Source organism: Kitasatospora sp. NBC_01300, from assembly GCF_041435235.1.
GTDB lineage: Bacteria > Actinomycetota > Actinomycetes > Streptomycetales > Streptomycetaceae > Kitasatospora.
On the sequence record NZ_CP108408.1, the window covers coordinates 6099043 to 6117480 of the forward strand.

The window sequence follows — 18438 nt, forward strand, 5'->3', positions numbered from 1 at the left end:
GTCAGAGCCGGCGGACGCCCTCGATCACGGCCTGGATCAGCGAGATGTCCGGCGCCTCGGCGAGCTGGACCGGGGCGCGGGTGAGGATCAGCCGGGCCTCGGCGAGGTCGTCGAGCAGCACCTTGACGACGCTGACCGGCAGGTCGAGGGTGGCCGCGATCTCGGCCACGGCCAGCGGGCGTTCGCGGCACAGGTCGAGGATCGCGGCCGGTTCGGGCGTGAGCCGACTGGTGTCGGTGCGCGGGTCGGAGGTGACGACCAGGGTGATCAGCGCGAATCCGTCACGGACCGGGCCGGTGCGCCCGTTGGTGATCGCGTAGGGGCGGACCAGATGGCCTGCGTCCTTGTCGTAGAACCAGGCCTCGTCGGCGTCGGCGGTCACGCACCGCCGCCCGCGCCGGCCTGGCCTGCGTCGCTGCGCGGTGCCGCGGTGAGGTACTGGCCGACCTGCTTGACCAGCATGTTGATCTCGTAGGCCATCAGCCCGGCGTCCACCTGCTCGCTGGTGAGGACGGCGAGCCGGGCGCCCTGCCCGGCGGTGGTGACGAACAGGAACAGCTGGTCCATCTCGACCACGGTCTGCCGGACCCGGCCGCCGTTGAAGCGGTGGCCGGCGCCGCGGGCGAGGCTCTGCAGGCCGGAGGCGACGGCGGAGAGGTGTTCGGCGTCGGCCCGGTCGAGCCCCTGGGACATGCCGACCAGCAGGCCGTCCTCGGAGAGGACGATGGCGTGCCGGGTCTCGGGTACCCGCGCCACCAGCTGGTCCAGCAGCCAGTTGAGGTCGCGCTGGGTGTCGGTGTGCTGCGTCATCACTGCTGTTCCTTGGCTTCCTGAACGGCGGAGGCTTCCCGGGCGGCGGCAGGTGCGGCCGGGAAGTGGGGCGCGGCGGGCGCCTGGGGGGCGGTGGGGGTGGTCGGCGCGCCGGGGTCGGCCGCGCGGGCGGTCCGGGTGCCGCGCTGGATGGCGGCCATGGTGGTGCGGGAGCGCTGCGGCGACGGGTCGTCGGCCCTGGCGGCCCAGGTTTCTCCGGTGGCCCCAGTTCGTCCGGTGGCCCCGGCGGCTCCGTGCCAGGGCCCGGCCTGGGGCGGCGGGCCGACCACGGGGGGCAGCATGGCGCCGGGAGCGTGGGCCTCGCGGAGCTGCTCGGCGAGGCTGGCATTGCGGACCCGCTGGGGCAGGACCCGCGGGGTGCGCAGTTCGCCGTCCGGGCCACGGTCCGAGTGCCCCTCCGGGGAGCGTTCGTGGGCGGGCGCAGGAGGCTCGGCGGTGGCGCCGTCGAAGGGCCCGGCCGTGGTCCCGGCCGGCACGTCCGCAGCACGGCCGTCGGCCGACGGCTCACCGGGCGAACCGTCGGACGGGACTTCGTACGGGCGCGGGAAGGCGGGCCGGGGGACGACCACGGCCCCGGGCAGGCCGGGTATCTCGGCACCGACCGGCAGACCGCCGTTGGCCGGGCCGGGGGCGGCTCCTCCGACCGGGCCGCCGTCCAGGGGGTACTGGGCGAGCAGTTCGCCGATGATCACACCGCTGCCACCCGCACCGGGAACACCACCCGAACCGGGAGCACCGGGCACACCGGGAACACCGGGGACATCAGGCACCGCCGGGCCACCGGCCACACCGCCGGCCCCGGGCCCGCCGGGCGCACCCGGCTCGGCCCCGGGCGCCGGAGTGCCCGGCCCAGTGCCGATCAGCCCGCCGAGCACTCCGGCGAGCGCGCCGGTCAGCCCCCCGTCCGGACCGCCGGTGCCGGTGCCGGTGCCGCCCGCCGCCCGCAGGGGCTCGGGGACAGGGGTCCGGGTGACCCGCGCGCCGGACGGCAGCCCGGCCATGGCGGCCGGCTGGTCGGCCTGCTCCAGCAGCACCGACGGCACCAGCACCACGGCCCGGGTGCCGCCGTAGGGCGAGGGCCGCAGGGTGACCTGGATGTCGTGCCGGGCGGCCAGCCGCGCGACGACGAACAGGCCGAGGCGCAGGTCGTCGCCGAGGGCGGAGACGTCCAGCTCGGGCGGGTTGGCCAGGTAGTCGTTGAGCCGCTCGTACTCGTCCTCGCCCATGCCGAGGCCGCGGTCCTCGACCTCGACCGCCAGGCCCTTCGGGACTTCCTGCGCGGAGACCTGCACCTGGGTGTACGGCGGGGAGAAGGTGGTGCCGTTCTCGATGAGTTCGGCGATCAGGTGGATGACGTCGGCGACGGCCTGTCCGCTGAGTGAGGCGCGCGGCACGCCCTGGACGACGACGCGGGCGTAGTTCTCGGTCTCGGAGACGGCGCTGCGCAGCACGTTGACCATGGGCACGGCGTTGCGCCAGCGCCGGGCGGGCAGGGCGCCGCCGAGGATGACGAGGTTCTCGGCGTTGCGCCGCATCCGGGTGGCGAGGTGGTCGACCGCGAACAGTTCGCGCAGCAGCTCGGGTTCCTCGTGCTCGCGCTCCAGGGCGTCGAGCATGCTGATCTGTCGGTGGATCAGGATCTGGGTGCGGCGGGCGATGTTGAGGAAGACCTTCTTCGTCCCCTCGCGGCCCTGGGCCTGGTGGATGATGGCGGCGACGGCTGCCTGGCGGACGGCGGCGAGGCCGTCGGAGGTCTGCTGGACCTCGTCGCCGGTCCGGCGGGACGGCGACCAGGCGGGCGGTGTGGGCACGGGCTCCCCGGCGCGCAGCCGTCCGACGACCTCGGGGATCTCGTCCCGGGCGAGTGCGAGGGTGTCGGCGCGCAGTGCGCCGAGGCGGGCGGACAGGGTTCGCGCGGTCCGGATGCCGTGGACCAGGCTGATCAGCAGGACCAGGGCGACGACGGCGCTTCCGGCGATCACGGCGGTGCGGTGTTCGGCGCCGCGCAGCAGGTAGGCGGCGTAGGCCCAGGCGGCGGCGAGGCCCAGGCCGGGGACCAGGACGAGGGCGAGGAGTGAGCTGCGGAGCGAGCCGGACCGGCCGGCGCGGTGGGCCGTGCGGGGAGCCGATATGCCTGGCATCTGATTCCTTGTTGCAGGGCCGAGTCGCTGGGCCGAACGGCGGGCCGACCTGTACGCGGTCCGTCCGGGGCTTCAGGGCGCCACGGCCGGGGTGGCCGGACGGGGTGACGCGGTGTCATCGCCCGGGCGGGGGTGCAGCACGGCCGCCGACGGCAGGAACGGTATCAGTCCCAAGTGCCCTCATCGCAACATCAACTGACGATATGTGGACGGGTTATAACAATGACGGAGGCATCCGGAAGGAGTGTCCGCCGGCGGAAAGTCGCAGCTCACGTCGGTCGCGGGCGGCGCGTGGACGGTGCGCGGACGGCTCTCCGGGGGCCGGGAGAACCTCCCGGAGAGTCGTCAGGAACAGGTCAATTCACCGCCGCGCCGAACGTTCGCCCTCGTCCGACAGCCCGACAGCCCGGTCCGCCGGTGCGTGGGTCCGCCGGTGCGTGGGTCCGCCGGTGGGCAGGCCCACCGGTGCGTCGGCGCGCGGCGCCGGTTCAGCCCGCCAGCGGTATCGGCACCACCTGCCCGCCGCCGAAGGCCTGCAGCTCCACTGCGGCCTCCCGCTGGGACAGTTCGGTCCACGCCCAGCTCGCCAGGTCGGACAGCTCCGCCGACCACTGCTTGCCGTAGGTGCCGCAGGCGACCTGGCCGAGTCGCAGCCGCTGGACGTCCGAGGTCCCGGCCGGCGGGTAGACGTGGGTGGCGTCGCGCAGGTAGCGCTCGATGCTGAACTCGGTCTGCAGGCCCCGGGCGGCGTGGATCTCCATGGCGTTGCGCGCGGAGTCCAGCGCGTACTCGGTGTTGATGAGCTTGGCGTTCATCAGCTCGGCGTCGCAGGCCCTGCCGTGGTCGAGGAGGTGCGAGGCGTGGTAGGCGGCCAGCTTGGCGGTCATCAGCCTGGACTGCATCTCGCCGAGCTTCAGCGCGATGTTGGGCAGGCGGTTGATCGGTTTGCCGTAGAGCACCCGCCCCTCGGCGAAGCGCGCGGTGTCCTCGACGATCGCGGTGTGGATCCCGAGTGCGACGGCGGCGAGGTTGAGCCGGCCGTAGAGGGTGGAGGAGGAGTAGGCGACGTCCAGGCCCTGGCCCTCCAGGCCCAGCCGGTTGCCGACGGGGATGCGGCAGTCCTCGAAGACGATCTCGCCGAAGCTGAAGCCGTGCAGGCCGCTCTGCGAGCCGAGTTCGCCGACGCGGAAGCCGGGGCGCTCGCTCTCGACCAGGAACGCGGACAGGCCCCTGCTGCCCTCGCCGGTGCGGAGGACCACGCCGTGCACGTCGCCGATGTGGGAGTTGCCGACGAACCACTTGCGGCCGTTGAGCACGTACTGGTCGCCCTCGCGGCGGGCGGTGCCGGACATGCCGAGCACGTGGCCGCCGCACTCCGGTTCCGTGACGGCGATGGTCGGCAGCGACTCGCCGGAGGCGAACCTCGGCAGCCACTTGCGCCGCTGGACGTCCGAGCCGAAGTGGATGACCTTGGCGACGCCGAGCTGTGAGGCCTGTGTCACCGCGCCCATGGCGCCGCTGACGCGGGCGAGTTCCTCCACGATGACGGTCTTGGCGAGGTGCCCCAGCCCCAGTCCGCCGAATTCGCGCGGAATGGTCACCCCGATCCAGCCCCGCCGGGCGATCTCCCGCGACAGTTCGAACTCGACGGTCCGTTCGGCCTCCATTCGGGCCACGTGCGGGCGTACCTCCTTCTCCGCGAACTCCCGGACCTCCGCTCGGAGACTCTCGTGGCGCTCGTCGGTGAAGTAGTCCATCGCCATGCTGGGGTCCTCTCGTGTCAGTGGATGTGCCGTGCCTCCGTCCGTGCTGTCGAAGTCGCTCCAGCCGCTCCCCGGAGATGAGTGGGGGTTCGAGGTGGTGGCGGCCGACTGCCCCGTCGCAATCGGTGCATGCGGAACTCGGGGCGGATTCCCAGGGGTTGGGAATGCCGCCCGTGTCTTCGGCAGGGCTCATTGTCGTATGGGCCTCCTGTGCTGACCCAGAGTCGATCTTGAATTGGCGGAAATCGGCCCGTCCTTACGCTGAGGAGTTTTGCCATGGCTCTGAGTGGGAAGTGATCTTGACCCGTTGCGGCAACCTGCTGAGCGGCCGCTCACATGCGGCTTTGACTGTCCATCAGCAACGGCGATGAGCCGGACCGGGAGCACCGAACCGCCCGGATGTCTGATTACATGTGCGCCATGACTGATGTGATGAGCACTCAAGGCCAGTTCCCGGGTGCCGCCGGGGAGTCCGAGCGGACCCGCAGGCTGCGCAGCCTTGGTCTCAACGAACCGTCCGCGGACGAGGCCTTCGACCGCTTCGCCCACCTGGCCGCCAGCATCACCCGCGCTCCCATCGCGATGGTCAACTTCATCAACGACGAGCGCCAGATGTTCCGGGGGCTCTACATTCCGCCAAACTCGAACGACGTCGCGGTCGACGACGGCGCTTCCTGGGCCGATCGGGGCATCGCCTTCGACCTGCCCACCCGTCAGATGCCGCTGAGTCACGGTTTCTGCCCGCACGTCGTCGCCCAGCGCTCCCCCCTCGCGCTCGACGACATCCTCGCCTACCCCCGGTTCTCCGGGAACCCGGTCGTCGACGAACTGGGCGTGCGCGCCTACCTCGGCGCCCCGCTCGTCGACGACACCAACACCGTCATCGGCACCGTCTGCGTCCTCGACCGGGAACCCCGGCAGTGGGGGCGCGAGCGGCTGCGCGACATCCAGCACCTCGCCGAGGCGCTGCTCTCCGAGATCCGGCTGCGCGACAACCTGCTCGCCCAGCAGCAGGAGATGTTCGCCGCCTTCGACGGCTCCCCGTTCCCCATCATGCTGACCGACGGCCCCGGTCAGGAGATCCGCTACGCCAACGCCCAGCACGCCGACACCTTCGGCGCCCCGGTGGCGTACGGCGCGATCGGCCTGGCCTACCCGCAGCTCGGCGCCGCCGGCCTCCAGCAGGCCATCGTCGAGGCCTACCACACCGGGCGCAGCACCGTCCTCAACGACGTCCGGATCCAGTCAGGCCGCCCCGACGTCCAGCGCGGCCAGCAGGTCTTCAGCTTCACCTGCACCCCGCTGCGGGCCGCGCGCACCGGCCAGGTCAACGGTGTCCTCACCGTCGGCATGGACGTCACCGCGCAGTCCCGCACGGAGGAGGAACTCGGCACGCTGGCCGCCCTGCTGGTCGACCGGCTCCAACAGAGCGGCGCCACCCCCGCCGGCCGCCCGGGCATCGCCGGGGAGTCCGGACTCGTCCTGCCGAACTGAGCCGCCGACCCGCCGTCCGCGCGCGGCGTCGCCGTCCCCTTCCGCACCACCGCTCGTCGAACCGCACCACCGCGCACCACCCACCACCGTGGCGGGGCGCCTCTCACCCCCGAGGAGAGGCTCCCCGCCACGGTGCGTCCGGGGTGCGGGCCCGTGCGGGTGAACCGCCGCCGCCCGCACCCCGGCCGTGACCCGCCCGGCGGCCGCCGGTGGTAGGCATGGGCCGCATGGACTGGTTCGCCGCCCCCGACTACTGGCTGAGCCGACTGCTCGTCCAACGCCTGCTCGCCGGCCTCTACCTGATCGGATTCCTCGCCGCCGCCGCACAGTTCCGCGCCCTCATCGGCAGCGACGGCATGCTGCCGGTGCCCCGCTTCACCGCCCGGGTCCCGTTCCGCCACGCGCCCGGACTGTTCCACCTCCACTACAGCGACCGCTTCTTCGCCGCCGTCGCCTGGAGCGGCGCCGCGCTCGCCGCCGCCGTGACCGCCGGACTCGGTGACGCCGTCCCGCTCTGGGCGTCCGTCCTGCTGTGGGCGGTGCTCTGGGGGCTCTACCTCTCGATCGTCAACGTCGGACAGACCTGGTACTCCTTCGGCTGGGAGTCGCTGCTGCTCGAAGCGGGCTTCCTCGCCGCCTTCCTCGGCAACGCCGACACCGCCCCGCCCACCCTGGTGCTCTGGCTGATGCGCTGGCTGGTCTTCCGCGTCGAGTTCGGCGCCGGACTGATCAAACTGCGCGGTGACCGCTGCTGGCGCGACCTCACCTGCCTGCGCTACCACCACGAGACCCAGCCCATGCCCGGACCGCTCAGCTGGTTCTTCCACCACCTGCCCGACCCGCTGCACCGCGTCGAGGTCGCCGCCAACCACTTCGTCCAACTCGTCGTCCCCGTCGGCCTCCTCCTCCCGCAGCCGGTCGCGAGCTACGCCGCCTGCGCCGTCGTCACCACCCAGCTGTGGCTGATCGCCTCGGGCAACTTCGCCTGGCTCAACTGGCTCACGATCACGCTCGCCCTCGCCGCCGTCGACCCGGCCCGCGTCGGACTGCCCCTCCACGCCCGCGTCCACCCCGCCGCGCCCGTCTGGTTCGAGGCGCTGGTGATCGCCCTGACCGCGGCCGTCGCCGTCCTGAGCTACTGGCCGGTCCGCAACCTCGTCTCGCGCGGCCAGGCCATGAACCGCTCCTTCAACCGGCTGCACCTCGTCAACACCTACGGCGCCTTCGGCAGCATCAGCCGCGTCCGCCAGGAGGTCGTCGTCGAAGGCACCGACGAACCGACCCTCACCCCGCACACCGTCTGGCACGAGTACGGCTTCAAGGGCAAACCCGGCGACGTGCGCCGTCTCCCGCGCCAGTACGCCCCCTACCACCTGCGGCTCGACTGGCTGATGTGGTTCGCCGGCATCTCACCCGCCTACGCCCGCCCCTGGTTCCTGCCCTTCGTCGCCCGCCTGCTCGCCGGCGATCCCGCCACCCTCCGCCTGCTGCGCCACAACCCCTTTCCCGGCACCCCGCCGACCCACGTCCGGGCGACCCTCTACCTCTACCGGTTCACCAGTTGGCGCGAACTGCGGGAAACCGGCGCATGGTGGCACCGCACCGCGCTCCACGAGTACCTCGCGCCGGTCGACCTCAGCTCCCTCGGCCGCGCCGGGTACCGCCCACCCCTCGGCCGGCGGCTCCGCGCCGTCCCGCTGGACCGGCCGCGACGGCCCGGGGCCCGCCCGGGGACCCCGCCCGCCCGGCCCGACGGCCGCGGGCCCCAGCACCCGTCCGGCCCAACGTCCCACCACCCGTGCGGCCCTCCCGGGTAGCGGCCAGGCGGGGGGTATGGCACACGACACCGGCCCGTCGGGCGGTGGGTGCGTGCAAGGCTCGAACGGGCACCCGTATTCTGGGCGTCCACAACCGGCGGCCCTCCCGCGCGCCCCCCAGCCCCGCCCCCGGGGCACCCCGCGCAACCGGTCCGCCGCCCCCTCGCCGCCAGCCCCGCCGTCGTCGCCCAGAACCGGACCTCACATGACAGTGCTTCACTCGCGCAACGCCGACGCAGCCGACCCGGCGGACGTCGCCGACGCCGCAGACGTCAAGGACCCCCAGGACGCCAAGGCCACCACGGCGGAGACCGACCTCCGCGAGGACCTCGGCCGCTACGCCGAACTCGGGGCCTTCACCCTCACCGCCGACACCCACGCCTGGTACGCGGCCGTCGACACCGTCGCCACCCCCGAGGACGCCCGGGCCGCCTCCACCGCCCTCGCCGAACTGCGCGGCCGCGACCTCCAGCAGACCTGGGACGCCGTCGCCGTACTCGCCGCCGACGCCAAGCTCGACGAACCCGACACCGTCGCCAAGGCCGCACTCCTCGTCGAGATGCTCCAGCGCGTCCACCGCACCTCCGCCACCCTCACCACCGCCGCCTACGACGCCGACCTCGGCGCCCTCGCCGCCGCCACCGCCGACGGCACCTGGCGCCGCGAGAACGGCGTCAAGCTCTCCTGGCTGCGCGCCCGCTCCCTGCGCAAGCAGGCCACGGCCCTCGCCACCGACCGCCGCATCCGCCGCGAGGACCTGCACGAGGCACTCGCCTCCGCCGAGGTCGAGCGCCGCGCCTGGGCCGCCCTCGCCCCCGCCGGCACCCTGCCGGTCGTCCCCGCCGACGGCGCCCTGGTCGAGCGGACCGCCCAGGCCTTCGAGGCGATCAACACCGGACTGCGCGGCCTCGCCCGACTGCTCCCCGACCACGACCTCGACGGGCTGGCCTTCGCCGAGCTCGTCGACCTCGTCGAGCGGCTCGCCGCGGACGAGGGCACGCTCTACCGCCTGCCCACCATCCGCGGGCTGCGCACCACCCTGGAGGAAGCCGGCCTCGGCGACCTGCTCACCGAACTCGCCGCCGCCCGGGCCGACCGCCGCGCCGCCGAAGCCGCGTTCGCCGCCCGCCAGGCCCTGGCCGGCGGCCAGCGCGACGGGCTCGCGGGGGAGGGCAGCGCCGTCGAGGCTCCGGCTCCGGCTCCGGCTTCGGCTTCGGCTTCGGCCGAGGAGACGGTGACCGACGCGGACGCGGGCTCGGACGACGTTGAGGCCGAGGCCGAGGCCGTGGTCGAGACGGCCGAGGCAGCCGAGGAAGAGGTGACGGAGGAAGCTCCGTCCGCTGTCGTGGTCTCCCTCCCGGCGCCGTCCCCGGCCGCCGACGACCTGGTGGCCGCCGCGACCGCCGCCCTGGCGGAGACCACGGAAACCACGGAGGCCGAGGCCGCCGTCGAGGTTCCCGCTGTCGAGGCCGTGGCCGAGGTCGAGCTCGCGGAGGAGGCGTCGGTCCTGGAGGACACGCCCGTCGTCGAGCAGGAGACGACCGAGCCGGCTGTGGAGCCCGAGACGGTTGCCGAGGCTGCCGAGGTCGAGGTTCCTGTGGCCGAGGTCGAGCCGGTTGTTGAGCCTGCCGCTGTCGTGGAGCCGGTGGCCGAGGCTGAGGTCGTCGAGGTCGTCGAGGCCGTCGAGGAGGCGCCCGCCGTCGCCGTCGTCGAGCCGGTGGCCGAGGTGGAGCCGGCTGTGGAGCCCGAGACGGTTGCCGAGGTCGCCGAGGTCGAGGTTCCTGTGGCCGAGGTCGAGCCGGTTGTTGAGCCTGCCGCTGTCGTGGAGCCGGTGGCCGAGGCTGAGGTCGTCGAGGTCGTCGAGGAGGCGCCCGCCGTCGCCGTCGTCGAGCCGGCTGTGGAGCCCGAGGCGGTTGTCGAGGTTTCCGTGGCCGAGGTCGAGCCGGTTGCCGTCGTCGAGCCGGTGGCTGAGGCTGAGCCGGTTGCTGAGTCCGCCGCTGTCGTGGAGCCGGTGGCCGAGGTTGAGGCCGTCGAGGAAGCGCCCGCCGCTGTTGTCGTGGAGTCGGTTGAAGAGACCGAGGCCATTGAGGACGTGCAGCCGGTGGCTGAGGTCGAGCCTGAGACGGTTGCCGAGGTCGTTGTGGTCGAGGTTCCTGTGGCAGAGGCCGACGAGCCGGTGGCTGAGGTGGAGCCGGTTGCTGAGTCCGCCGCTGTTGCGGAGCCGGTGGCCGAGGCTGAGGTCGTCGAGGTCGTCGAGGTCGTCGAGCCCGCGCCCGCCGTCGAGCCCGCGCCCGTTGCCGCCGGTCGGCCCGAGAAGCCGGACTTCACGCCCGGCCGGCCCGTGACCGCCTACTCGGCCGACGAGCTGCTCGCCGTCGTCCGGTGGGTGGACGGTGACGGTGTGAAGCGTACGGAGGAGGAACTGCTGCGGGCGGCGATGAAGGAGCTGGGCTTCGCCCGCCTCGGGCCGCGGATCAAGGAGGCGCTGGGCGCCGCCGTCACCGCCGCGCGGGGCTGACGTACCAGCGGGGAACAACGGCGAAGGGCCCGGGACGCGAGACCGCGTTCCGGGCCCTTCCGCTGTCCGCGCGGGTTCGGGGGTTCGTCAGCCGGTCTTGGTCCACGGCTGGCCGGTCATCAGCGCCTTGACGTTGGCCACGTACCCCGGGTTGGGGATGACCAGGCTGCCGACGACCTGGCCGGTGGCCGGGTCGGTGACGGTGTTGTAGTGCACGTTGCCCGCTCCGGCGTTGTACGCGGAGATGACGAGGTCGAGCAGCGGCGTCTTGCCGGTGGCCGGGTCGGGGGAGAGGTCGTACTTGCCGTCGAAGGAGGAGTCGCCGTAGTAGGCGACCAGCCAGTCGAGCAGCTGGGTGCCGAGCTGGACGTTCCCGGGGAGGGTCTTCGCGTCGGAGGTGGTGCCGAACTTGCTGTTCATCCAGCTGATCGTGTTCGGCATGATCTGCATGGTGCCGATCCCGCCGTCGCAGGCGAGGATGCCGGACTGCCAGCCGCTCTCCTGCCAGGCGATCGCCTTGACCAGGTTGACGGGCAGCGGCGGGAGCTTGTCGGTGCCGCCGCTGCTGAGGTTGAGCGTGCGGGCCTGGCCGGCGGCGGTGGCGAGGGCTGCGCCGACGGCCTCCTTGGGCTCGTCGGGCTGGGGCTTGCTGGGCTGGCAGCTGCTCTGCAGCGGCGGGACGTGCGGGGTCGGCGGCGCGGGCGGCGGCGGGGGAGCGACCGGGCCGGGCTTGGCGACGGGCACGGGGGCCACGACGGCGGGCTTGGCGACCGGGGGCTGTGTGGTGGGAGCGGCGGGCGGGCTGCTCGGCGCGCCGGGCTTGGTGGTGGTCGGGGCCGGGGTGGTCGGGGCGGGCTTGCCGGACTTGCTCGCGGACGGGGTCGGGCTGTGGGAGGCACTGGCCGTCGGGGTGGCGGTCGGCGTCGGGGTGGCGGTCGCGGACGGGCTCGCGCTCGGCGTCTCGGTCGGCGTCCCGGTGGCGGCGACCGCCGTGGTGTCCGGCGCGCTGTTCTGGTGGTTGTCGGCGTGCTTGGTGCCGCAGCCGGCCAGGACGGCCGTCGAGACTGCTGCGGCCGACACCATGACCAGTGCTCTCCGGGATGCGCTGACTGCCACTGTGGTTCCCCCCACTCGTCACCGGCGGTCCCGGTGAGTGGCGGTCATCCTACGATGTGCTGTTCGAGCCCCGTACGAACGGGTGGTCCAACGCGTGCGCGAGCACCGTCGGCGCCGTCACCAGGGACGGTCCGTACCAGGTCAGGTGGCGTCCGCTGACCAGCGCCGCCGGGACGCCGGGGAACGCCTCGGGGCCGTCCTGTGTCGTGAAGCGGTACGGCTCGTCCGGGAGGACCACCAACCCGGGGCGGCAGGCGAGCAGTTCGGGCAGCGGGATGGCCGGGTAGCGCTCGGCGTGCCCGGCGTGGACGAGCCGGAGGCCGAGGCGGCTCAGCAGGTCCCCGGCGAAGGTGTCGCGGCCCAGGACCATCCACGGGCGGCGCCAGACCGGAACGATCGCCCGCGGGCCGTCCGGCGGGCGCCGGACCGGGGCCCACGCCGCCTCGGCCCGGTCCAGCCAGTCCGGGCGCGGGAGCGCGCAGGCGGCGGTGAGCAGCCGGTCGAGCGAGCGGAACGCGTCGTCCAGGGTGCGGATGTCGGTGACCCAGACCGGCAGGCCGGCCGCCCGCAGCGCGTCCAGGTCGGGGCGCCGGTTCTCCTCGTCGTTGGCGAGGACGAGGTCCGGGGCGAGGGCGAGGATGCCCGGCACGTCCGGGTTCTTGGTGCCGCCGATCCTGGTGACCGCCAGGTCGGCCGGATGGCTGCACCAGTCGGTGGCGCCGACCAGCAGCCCGGGTGCGGTGGCGGCGACCGCCTCGGTCAGCGACGGCACCAACGACACCACCCGGCGCGGCGGGCGCGGGCCGAACCGGACGGGCAGGTCGAGATCGTCCCGCAGGACGGTGGGATCGGCCATCCGGCCACCCTACGCCGGGGGTTCACGGACGGGCAGCGGACAGGCAGCGGATGGGCGGCGGTCGGGTGGCGAACGGGCAGCGGCCGGCGGGTGTACGGGAGCCGGGCGGCGCGGAAATCCCCGGGAACCCCCCGGGCGGTCCGACCGACTACCTGGTCCGGGTTCGCAGGACGGGCCCCGAGCACGATCACCGACCAGGAGAATTACCATGCGCCCTCGCGTTGTCTGCGGAATCGCGGCCGCCGTCGCCCTGTTCGCCACGGCCTGCGGAAGCGGCGCCGGAAACGGCGGCGGGGGAGGCGGAGAGCGCGGCGCGGCCGGTGCCGCCCAGACCGCCCCGGCCGGCGGCTACCCCGTCAAGGTGGCCGACTGCGCGGACCGGGAGACCACCATCGCCAAGGCCCCCGCCAAGATCGTCACCAGCAACGCCGCCGCCCTGGAGCTACTGCTCCAACTCGGCGCGGGCGACCGGGTGATCGGTACCGGCTTCCCGCCCGGCAAGGGCACCCTCCCGCCGGCCCTGGCCGAACAGGGCGCCAAGGTGCCGGTGCTCGGCGACAAGACCATCCCCAAGGAGAAGCTGCTCGGCTCCGGCGCCGACCTGTACGTCGACACCTTCGGCGCGATGCCGATGATGGGCGGCGGCGCCACCGGTCCCAGCGAGGAGGAGTTCGCGGCGGCCGGCATCCAGCACGTCTACCTCCTCTCGACCGCCTGCGCCGGCACCCCCAAGGCCGCCAAGGCGCCGCGCACCGACCTGTCCGGGGTCGAGAACGACATCCGCCGCCTCGGCGCGGTCACCGGCACGGCCGCCCGTGCGGAGGAGCTCGTCACCGGGATGGAGAAGCAGATCGGCGAGGTGCGCACCGCCCTCGCCGGCGTCGCGGAGGCGCAGCGGCCCGGTTACTTCGTCTTCGACTTCGACGCCGGCACCAAGCAGCCGGTGGCCGTCTGCGGCCGCCAGGTCGCCAACGCGGTGATCACCCAGGCCGGCGCCCGCAACGTGTTCGCCGACTGCGACGCCGACTTCAAGCCCGGCTCCTGGGAGGACGTCGTCGCCAAGAACCCGGACTGGATCCAGCTCGCCGTCCGCAACCGGGGCAGCGAGGAGGCCACCCGCAAGGCCTTCGACGACGCCGAGGCGTTCCTGCGCGGCTTCCCCGCGACCCAGGGCCTGAAGGCCGTCCAGGAGGGCCACTTCGTGCGGCTCGGCTCCGAGGTCACCACCATCGCGGGCGTGCGCAACGCCGACGCCGTCCGGCAGATCGCCGCCACCGTCCACCCCGACCTCGTCAAGAACGGGCAGTAGCCGGTGACGTCGGCCGTCTCCGTCGAACGGCGCGACGAGCCCCGCCCGGCCCGCACCCTGCGGGCCGGGCCGCTGGCCGTCGCGCTGACCGCCGCCCTGGTGCTCGCGCTGACCGCCGCCGTGTCGTTCGGCGCGGTGGACATCCCGCCCGGCGAGGTCTGGTCGGTGGTCGCCCACCACCTCACCGGGCGGGCCCCCGAACCCGGCACCCGCGACCTCATCGTCTGGCAGCTGCGCGTCCCGCGCGCCCTGCTGGCGGCGACGGTCGGGGCCGGGCTCGGCCTGGTCGGCACGGCCGTGCAGGCCCTGGTCCGCAACCCGCTCGCGGACCCCTACCTGCTCGGCATCTCCTCCGGCGCCTCCCTCGGGGCGGTCGCCGCGATCGTCCTCGGCACCTCGCTCGGCCTCGACCTCGCCTTCGGCAGCGCGCTCGGCCTCACCGTCTCCCTGGCGGCCTTCGCCGGCGCGCTCGCCGCGTTCTCCCTGGTCTGGCTGGCGGCCAGGCGCGGCGGCGGCTTCTCCCCGCTGCGCCTGGTCCTCGCGGGCATCGCCATCGCCCAGTTCCTCGGCGGCATCACCAGCTACCTCGTCCTGCAGACCCGCGACGAGCAGCAGACCCGTGGCGTGCTGTTCTGGCTGATGGGCAGTCTCGGCGGCGCCGTCTGGGCCCAACTCGCCGTCCCCGCCGTCGCGGTGGTGCTCGGGTTGGCCCTGCTCCAGGCCCGTGCCCGCGGGCTCAACGCGATGCTCATGGGCGACGAGACGGCCGCCGGGCTCGGCGTGGACGTCACCCGGCTGCGCCGGGAGGTCTTCGTCGTCACCAGCGTGCTGACCGGCGTGCTGGTCGCGGTATCCGGCGCGATCGGCTTCGTCGGACTGATGGTGCCGCACGTCTGCCGCCTGCTCGTCGGCGGCGACCACCGGCGCCTGCTGCCGCTGTCCGCGCTCACCGGTGCGCTGCTGCTGGTCGTGGTCGACACCGTGGCCCGCACCGCGCTGGACGGCCAGGAACTGCCGATCGGCGTGGTCACCGCCGTCCTCGGCGCCCCCACCCTGCTCTACCTGCTGGACCGACGACTGGAGCGCACGTGAGGATCGCGGTCGAGGACCTGAGCGTCACCCTGTCCGGGCGGGCGGTGGTGGCCGGCGTCCACCTGGTCGCCGAGGAGGGGGAGATCGCCGGCCTGGTCGGGCCCAACGGCAGCGGCAAGTCCAGCCTGCTGCGCACCGTCTACCGGCACCTGCGGCCGAGTGCAGGGCGGGTGCTGCTGGCCGGGCGGGACCTGGCCGGGCTGCGCCCCGCGCAGTCCGCCCGGCACATCGCCGCGCTGCCGCAGGAGCGGGGCGGGGACTTCGAGTTGAGCGTCCGCGAAGTGGTCGCGATGGGCCGCACCCCCTACAAGCGGTCGTTCGCCGCCGACGACGCCGAGGACCACCGGATCACCGCCGACGCGCTCGTACGGGTCGGCATGGCGGACGCCGCCGACCGCCGCTTCGCCCAACTGTCCGGGGGCGAACGGCAACGGGTGCTGCTGGCCCGCGCGCTCGCCCAGCAGCCGGACGTCCTGGTGCTGGACGAGCCGACCAACCACCTGGACGTCCGCCACCAGGTCGAACTCCTCGCCCTGCTGCGGGACCAGCGCCGCACCACCCTGGTCGCGCTGCACGACCTCAACGCCGCCGCCTCCGTCTGTGACCGGCTGCACGTCCTGCACCGCGGCGCCCTGGTGGCCTCCGGGGCGCCGCGCGAGGTGCTGACCGCGGAGCTGCTGGCCGAGGTGTTCGGCGTCCGGGCGGCGGTGGTCGAACACCCGCTCACCGGCGACCCGTTGATCGCCTTCGACCACCGCACCCCGGCAGTCCCGGCCTCGCCGGCCGCCCCGACCTCGGTGGAGGGTGTCGGGGTCGGGGCGGCGGATGCTGGTGGGGCGGGGGCCGAGAGGGTGCAGGCCGCCGAGGTGGGGCCCGCGCGTCAGAGCGCCTCGTAGTGGCTCGGCCGGCCGTCGATCTCGACCAGCCGGCCGCGCTGCGCGGCGTCCTCGCTGCGCAGCAACTCCCAGTCGCCGTCGGCACGGTGGAGTACCGAGGAGTGCCAGGGCGTCATCCAGGCGTCGGCGGCCTCCAGCAGCCGGATGCCGAACTTCGGTGCGCCCGCCGGCTGCGGGTGGATGGAGAGCCGGACCGACCGGGGGTGCTGCTCGGCGATCAACTCGCCCCAGGCGCGGCTGCGCTGGATCACCCCGTAGGCGCGGCGGCGGCAGTCGCGTTGCAGGGCGGAGCGGGTGCCGGTGAAGCCGACGGTGTCGTCGGCCAGGAAGCGGGTGATGCCGCGGTAGAGCCGCAGGGTCTCCTCGTCCGTCAGCACCAGCTCGCGCAACTCCTCGACGCTCGGCGCGTACTGGGCGTGCACCCGGGCGCGCTTGTCGTCGTACGGCAGGTCGCCGAGGACGTCCCGCAGGTCGAAGGTGGCGAGGTGGGCGAGGTCCTCGCGTGCGATCATCGCCGTCAACTCGTCGGAGTACTCGTCGATGTGGTCGTCGGGGACGTGGACGAGGTCGCCGAAGATGTGCCCGTCCGAGCAGATCAGGATCCGCGCGCCGGGCTCGTAGTACCCGCCGATCTCCGCGCAGAGCCCGTCGAGGAAGGTGAGCGACAGCCGCTCGCCCTCGTCGGGCAGGTGGCTGAGCACCTTCGCGGGGTTAGGCGACTTGCAGGGGAAGCCGGGCAGGGTGAACAGGATCGGGTCGCCGGCGGTGATGAAGTCCGTCAACTGGGCCAGCTGGAACGGGAAATGCTCGGGCTTGGCGTCCAGCTCCGGGTCGGAGGCGCGGCGGTGCGGCAGCAGCAGGCCGAGGATCCGGGCGGCGAGCCGCGCGGCGGACTGCGGGTCGGCGCCGCCCCCGGTGTTCGTGGGCTCCGGCGCGGGTGTGAGCCCGGGTGTGGGCACGGGTGTGGGCACGGGTCCGGTGTGGTGGTGGCGGGTGGAAACGGTGCCGGCGGGCGGCATGGTGGTCCTCCGTGGAAGGTGGTGCGGGCGTGGAGCGGACGTCGGGCGGACGTCGCGGGACGTCGGCGGGCGGGCGCGGCCGCGGGGTGTTCGCAGGGCGGCCGGGGGCCCCGGCTCAGACGCGCCGGTCGTACCCGACGGGCAGCCGGTTGACCCCGCGCGCCAGGACGGCGGGGATCCAGGCGAGGGAGTCCAGGCCCTCGCCGGGGGCCTCGGACGGGCGTAGCCCGGGCAGCCGGGTGAGCAGGGTGGCGATGGCGGTCTGGAGTTCGGCCCGGGCCAGGGCGGCGCCGGGGCAGTAGTGGATGCCGTGGCCGAAGGCGAGATGGGCGTTGGGCGTGCGGTCGAGGTCGAGGCGGTCCGCGTCCGGGAACCGGGTCTCGTCCCGGTTGGCGGCGCACAGCGAGACGATCACCGAGTCGCCGGCCGGGACGGTGGTCCCGAACAGGTCTCCGTCCTCGGCGAGGAAGCGCCAGGTGGTGAGCTCGAACGCGGCGTCGTGGCGCAGCAGTTCCTCCACCGCGCGGGCCAGCAGGCCGGGGTCGTGGGCGGGCCCCTCGGAGAGGGAGTCGCGCAGCCGGGCGAGCTGGTCGGGGTGGCGCAGCAGGGTGATCAGCATGGTGGTGATCTGGTTGGTGACCGGCTCCTGGCCCGCGACCAGCAGCTGGAACACCATGGAGTCGACCTCCTCGCGGCTCAACTCGCCCGCGTCGTGGGCGGCGACGAGCCGGCCCAGCAGGTCGGCGCCGGCCGTGGCCGGGTCGTGCCGGTCGTGATCACCGGCGGGGTTCCCGGCGCGCTTGTGGGCGACGACGTCGGCGATGTACGTCTGGAGGCCGCGCAGCCGCGCCTCGTACGCCGGGCGGCCCGGGTCGTGCGGGCCGACGGGCTGCACCACCTTGCCCCAGTCGCGGTCGAAGCGCACCGCCAACTCGGCCGGCAGGCCGATCACTTCGGCGAGCACCCGGAACGGGAAGTGTGCCGCGAAGCCGGCCACCAGGTCGGCGCCGCCGGCCTCGGGCAGTTCGTCGACCAGCGCGTCGGCCAGCTCCTGGAAGCGCGGGCGCAGCGACTCCACCCGGCGCGGAGCGAAGGCGTCCAGGACGAGCCTGCGCATCGTGGTGTGCTTGGGCGGGTCCTGGTGCAGCAGGTGGACCTGCAACTGGGAGTGCTGCGGCTCGGGCATGATCGACGCCAGCTTGCGCCAGTTCTCGTTGCCCAGCGCGTGGTTCTTGCCGAACCGGGGGTCGTTGAGGGTCTCGTGGGCGGCCTGGTAGCCGGTGACCAGCCAGGCGTGGATGCCGCTCGGGAACTCCACCCGGTGTACCGGCCCGGCCTCGCGCATCCGCCGGTAGAGCGGGTACGGGTCGCTCTTGTACGCGGGGCCGTACAGCGGTACGGGGTCCGGGAGTTGGTCGTAGCCGTACGGGCAGCGCGGCTCGTCCGACGGGTGGGCCGGCGCCGGGTCGTGGACGGTGTCGGTCATCTGCGGTGTTCCTCCGGTCGTGCGGGCATGACGGGGTGCGGGCTCTGGGGTACGGCTTCGGGCACGCGGGCTTTGGGGGCGCGGGCTTTGGGGGCTCGGG

Annotated in this window: 14 protein-coding genes; 6 read left to right on the forward strand and 8 right to left on the reverse strand. The window is 73.9% G+C overall.

All coding sequences use genetic code 11. From position 1 onward, the window contains the following. Nucleotide 1 precedes the first annotated feature (1 nt). From OG556_RS26690 to OG556_RS26705, 4 genes are all read right to left on the reverse strand, one after another. Nucleotides 2-382, reverse strand: coding sequence for a DUF742 domain-containing protein (locus OG556_RS26690; RefSeq protein ID WP_363579557.1), 381 nt, complete (start codon nt 380-382; stop codon nt 2-4). Next, a complete protein-coding gene (locus OG556_RS26695; RefSeq protein ID WP_360205186.1) occupies nt 379-810 on the reverse strand; it encodes a roadblock/LC7 domain-containing protein in 432 nt (143 codons plus the stop codon). The genes OG556_RS26690 and OG556_RS26695 overlap by 4 nt, the downstream gene beginning before the upstream one ends. Next, the gene (locus tag OG556_RS26700) at nt 810-2972 is read right to left on the reverse strand and encodes an ATP-binding protein (RefSeq protein ID WP_371520237.1); all 2163 of its coding nucleotides are present in this window, start codon (nt 2970-2972) and stop codon (nt 810-812) included. Before OG556_RS26700 ends, OG556_RS26695 begins: the two co-directional genes overlap by 1 nt. 488 nt (nt 2973-3460) lie before the next feature. After that, a complete protein-coding gene (locus tag OG556_RS26705) occupies nt 3461-4735 on the reverse strand; it encodes an acyl-CoA dehydrogenase family protein (protein ID WP_371520240.1) in 1275 nt (424 codons plus the stop codon). 420 nt (nt 4736-5155) lie between these two features. Here OG556_RS26705 and OG556_RS26710 point away from each other — a divergent pair, with 420 nt between their 5' ends. The 3 genes from OG556_RS26710 to OG556_RS26720 all read left to right on the forward strand — a co-directional run bounded on the left by OG556_RS26710 (nt 5156) and on the right by OG556_RS26720 (nt 10564). Further along, nucleotides 5156-6229: a GAF domain-containing protein gene (locus OG556_RS26710; protein WP_371520243.1), complete on the forward strand. Its 1074-nt coding sequence runs from the start codon at nt 5156-5158 to the stop codon at nt 6227-6229. A gap of 227 nt (nt 6230-6456) precedes the next feature. Then, a complete protein-coding gene (locus OG556_RS26715; RefSeq protein ID WP_371520246.1) occupies nt 6457-8046 on the forward strand; it encodes a lipase maturation factor family protein in 1590 nt (529 codons plus the stop codon). 205 nt (nt 8047-8251) lie between these two features. After that, on the forward strand, nt 8252-10564 hold the full coding sequence (locus tag OG556_RS26720) for a hypothetical protein (RefSeq protein ID WP_371520249.1): 2313 nt from the start codon (nt 8252-8254) through the stop codon (nt 10562-10564). A gap of 87 nt (nt 10565-10651) precedes the next feature. On the opposite strand, the gene OG556_RS26725 is transcribed toward OG556_RS26720, so the two are convergent. Both OG556_RS26725 and OG556_RS26730 read right to left on the reverse strand, forming a co-directional pair. Then, a complete protein-coding gene (locus OG556_RS26725) occupies nt 10652-11680 on the reverse strand; it encodes a transglycosylase SLT domain-containing protein (RefSeq protein WP_371520252.1) in 1029 nt (342 codons plus the stop codon). A 49-nt stretch (nt 11681-11729) separates the two neighbouring features. Further along, a complete protein-coding gene (locus tag OG556_RS26730) occupies nt 11730-12536 on the reverse strand; it encodes a helical backbone metal receptor (protein WP_371520255.1) in 807 nt (268 codons plus the stop codon). Between the two features lie 208 nt (nt 12537-12744). Here OG556_RS26730 and OG556_RS26735 point away from each other — a divergent pair, with 208 nt between their 5' ends. Genes OG556_RS26735 through OG556_RS26745 form a run of 3 tightly spaced genes read left to right on the forward strand, consistent with a single transcriptional unit; the run spans nt 12745 to nt 15833 of the window. Next, the gene (locus tag OG556_RS26735) at nt 12745-13845 is read left to right on the forward strand and encodes an ABC transporter substrate-binding protein (RefSeq protein ID WP_371520258.1); all 1101 of its coding nucleotides are present in this window, start codon (nt 12745-12747) and stop codon (nt 13843-13845) included. Between the two features lie 3 nt (nt 13846-13848). Then, complete coding sequence (locus OG556_RS26740; protein ID WP_371520261.1) at nt 13849-14937, forward strand: FecCD family ABC transporter permease; 1089 nt, start codon at nt 13849-13851, stop codon at nt 14935-14937. Further along, nucleotides 14934-15833, forward strand: coding sequence for an ABC transporter ATP-binding protein (locus OG556_RS26745; protein WP_371520264.1), 900 nt, complete (start codon nt 14934-14936; stop codon nt 15831-15833). The genes OG556_RS26740 and OG556_RS26745 overlap by 4 nt, the downstream gene beginning before the upstream one ends. Here OG556_RS26745 and OG556_RS26750 read toward each other — a convergent pair. Beyond that, complete coding sequence (locus tag OG556_RS26750; RefSeq protein WP_371520267.1) at nt 15818-16804, reverse strand: L-tyrosine/L-tryptophan isonitrile synthase family protein; 987 nt, start codon at nt 16802-16804, stop codon at nt 15818-15820. The two genes, OG556_RS26745 and OG556_RS26750, sit on opposite strands and share 16 nt — an antisense overlap. A gap of 163 nt (nt 16805-16967) precedes the next feature. Beyond that, nucleotides 16968-18338 carry a cytochrome P450 gene (locus tag OG556_RS26755; RefSeq protein ID WP_371520269.1) on the reverse strand — a complete coding sequence of 457 codons (1371 nt, stop codon included), beginning with the start codon at nt 18336-18338 and terminating at the stop codon, nt 16968-16970. Nucleotides 18339-18438: the final 100 nt, after the last annotated feature.

Coding starts and splice junctions, on each gene's coding strand:
- OG556_RS26695 (WP_360205186.1), bottom strand. CDS start 810: ATGACGCAGCACACCGACACCCAGCGCGACCTCAACTGGCTGCTGGAC.
- OG556_RS26700 (WP_371520237.1), bottom strand. CDS start 2,972: ATGCCAGGCATATCGGCTCCCCGCACGGCCCACCGCGCCGGCCGGTCC.
- OG556_RS26705 (WP_371520240.1), bottom strand. CDS start 4,735: ATGGCGATGGACTACTTCACCGACGAGCGCCACGAGAGTCTCCGAGCG.
- OG556_RS26710 (WP_371520243.1), top strand. CDS start 5,156: ATGACTGATGTGATGAGCACTCAAGGCCAGTTCCCGGGTGCCGCCGGG.
- OG556_RS26715 (WP_371520246.1), top strand. CDS start 6,457: ATGGACTGGTTCGCCGCCCCCGACTACTGGCTGAGCCGACTGCTCGTC.
- OG556_RS26720 (WP_371520249.1), top strand. CDS start 8,252: ATGACAGTGCTTCACTCGCGCAACGCCGACGCAGCCGACCCGGCGGAC.
- OG556_RS26730 (WP_371520255.1), bottom strand. CDS start 12,536: ATGGCCGATCCCACCGTCCTGCGGGACGATCTCGACCTGCCCGTCCGG.
- OG556_RS26735 (WP_371520258.1), top strand. CDS start 12,745: ATGCGCCCTCGCGTTGTCTGCGGAATCGCGGCCGCCGTCGCCCTGTTC.
- OG556_RS26755 (WP_371520269.1), bottom strand. CDS start 18,338: ATGACCGACACCGTCCACGACCCGGCGCCGGCCCACCCGTCGGACGAG.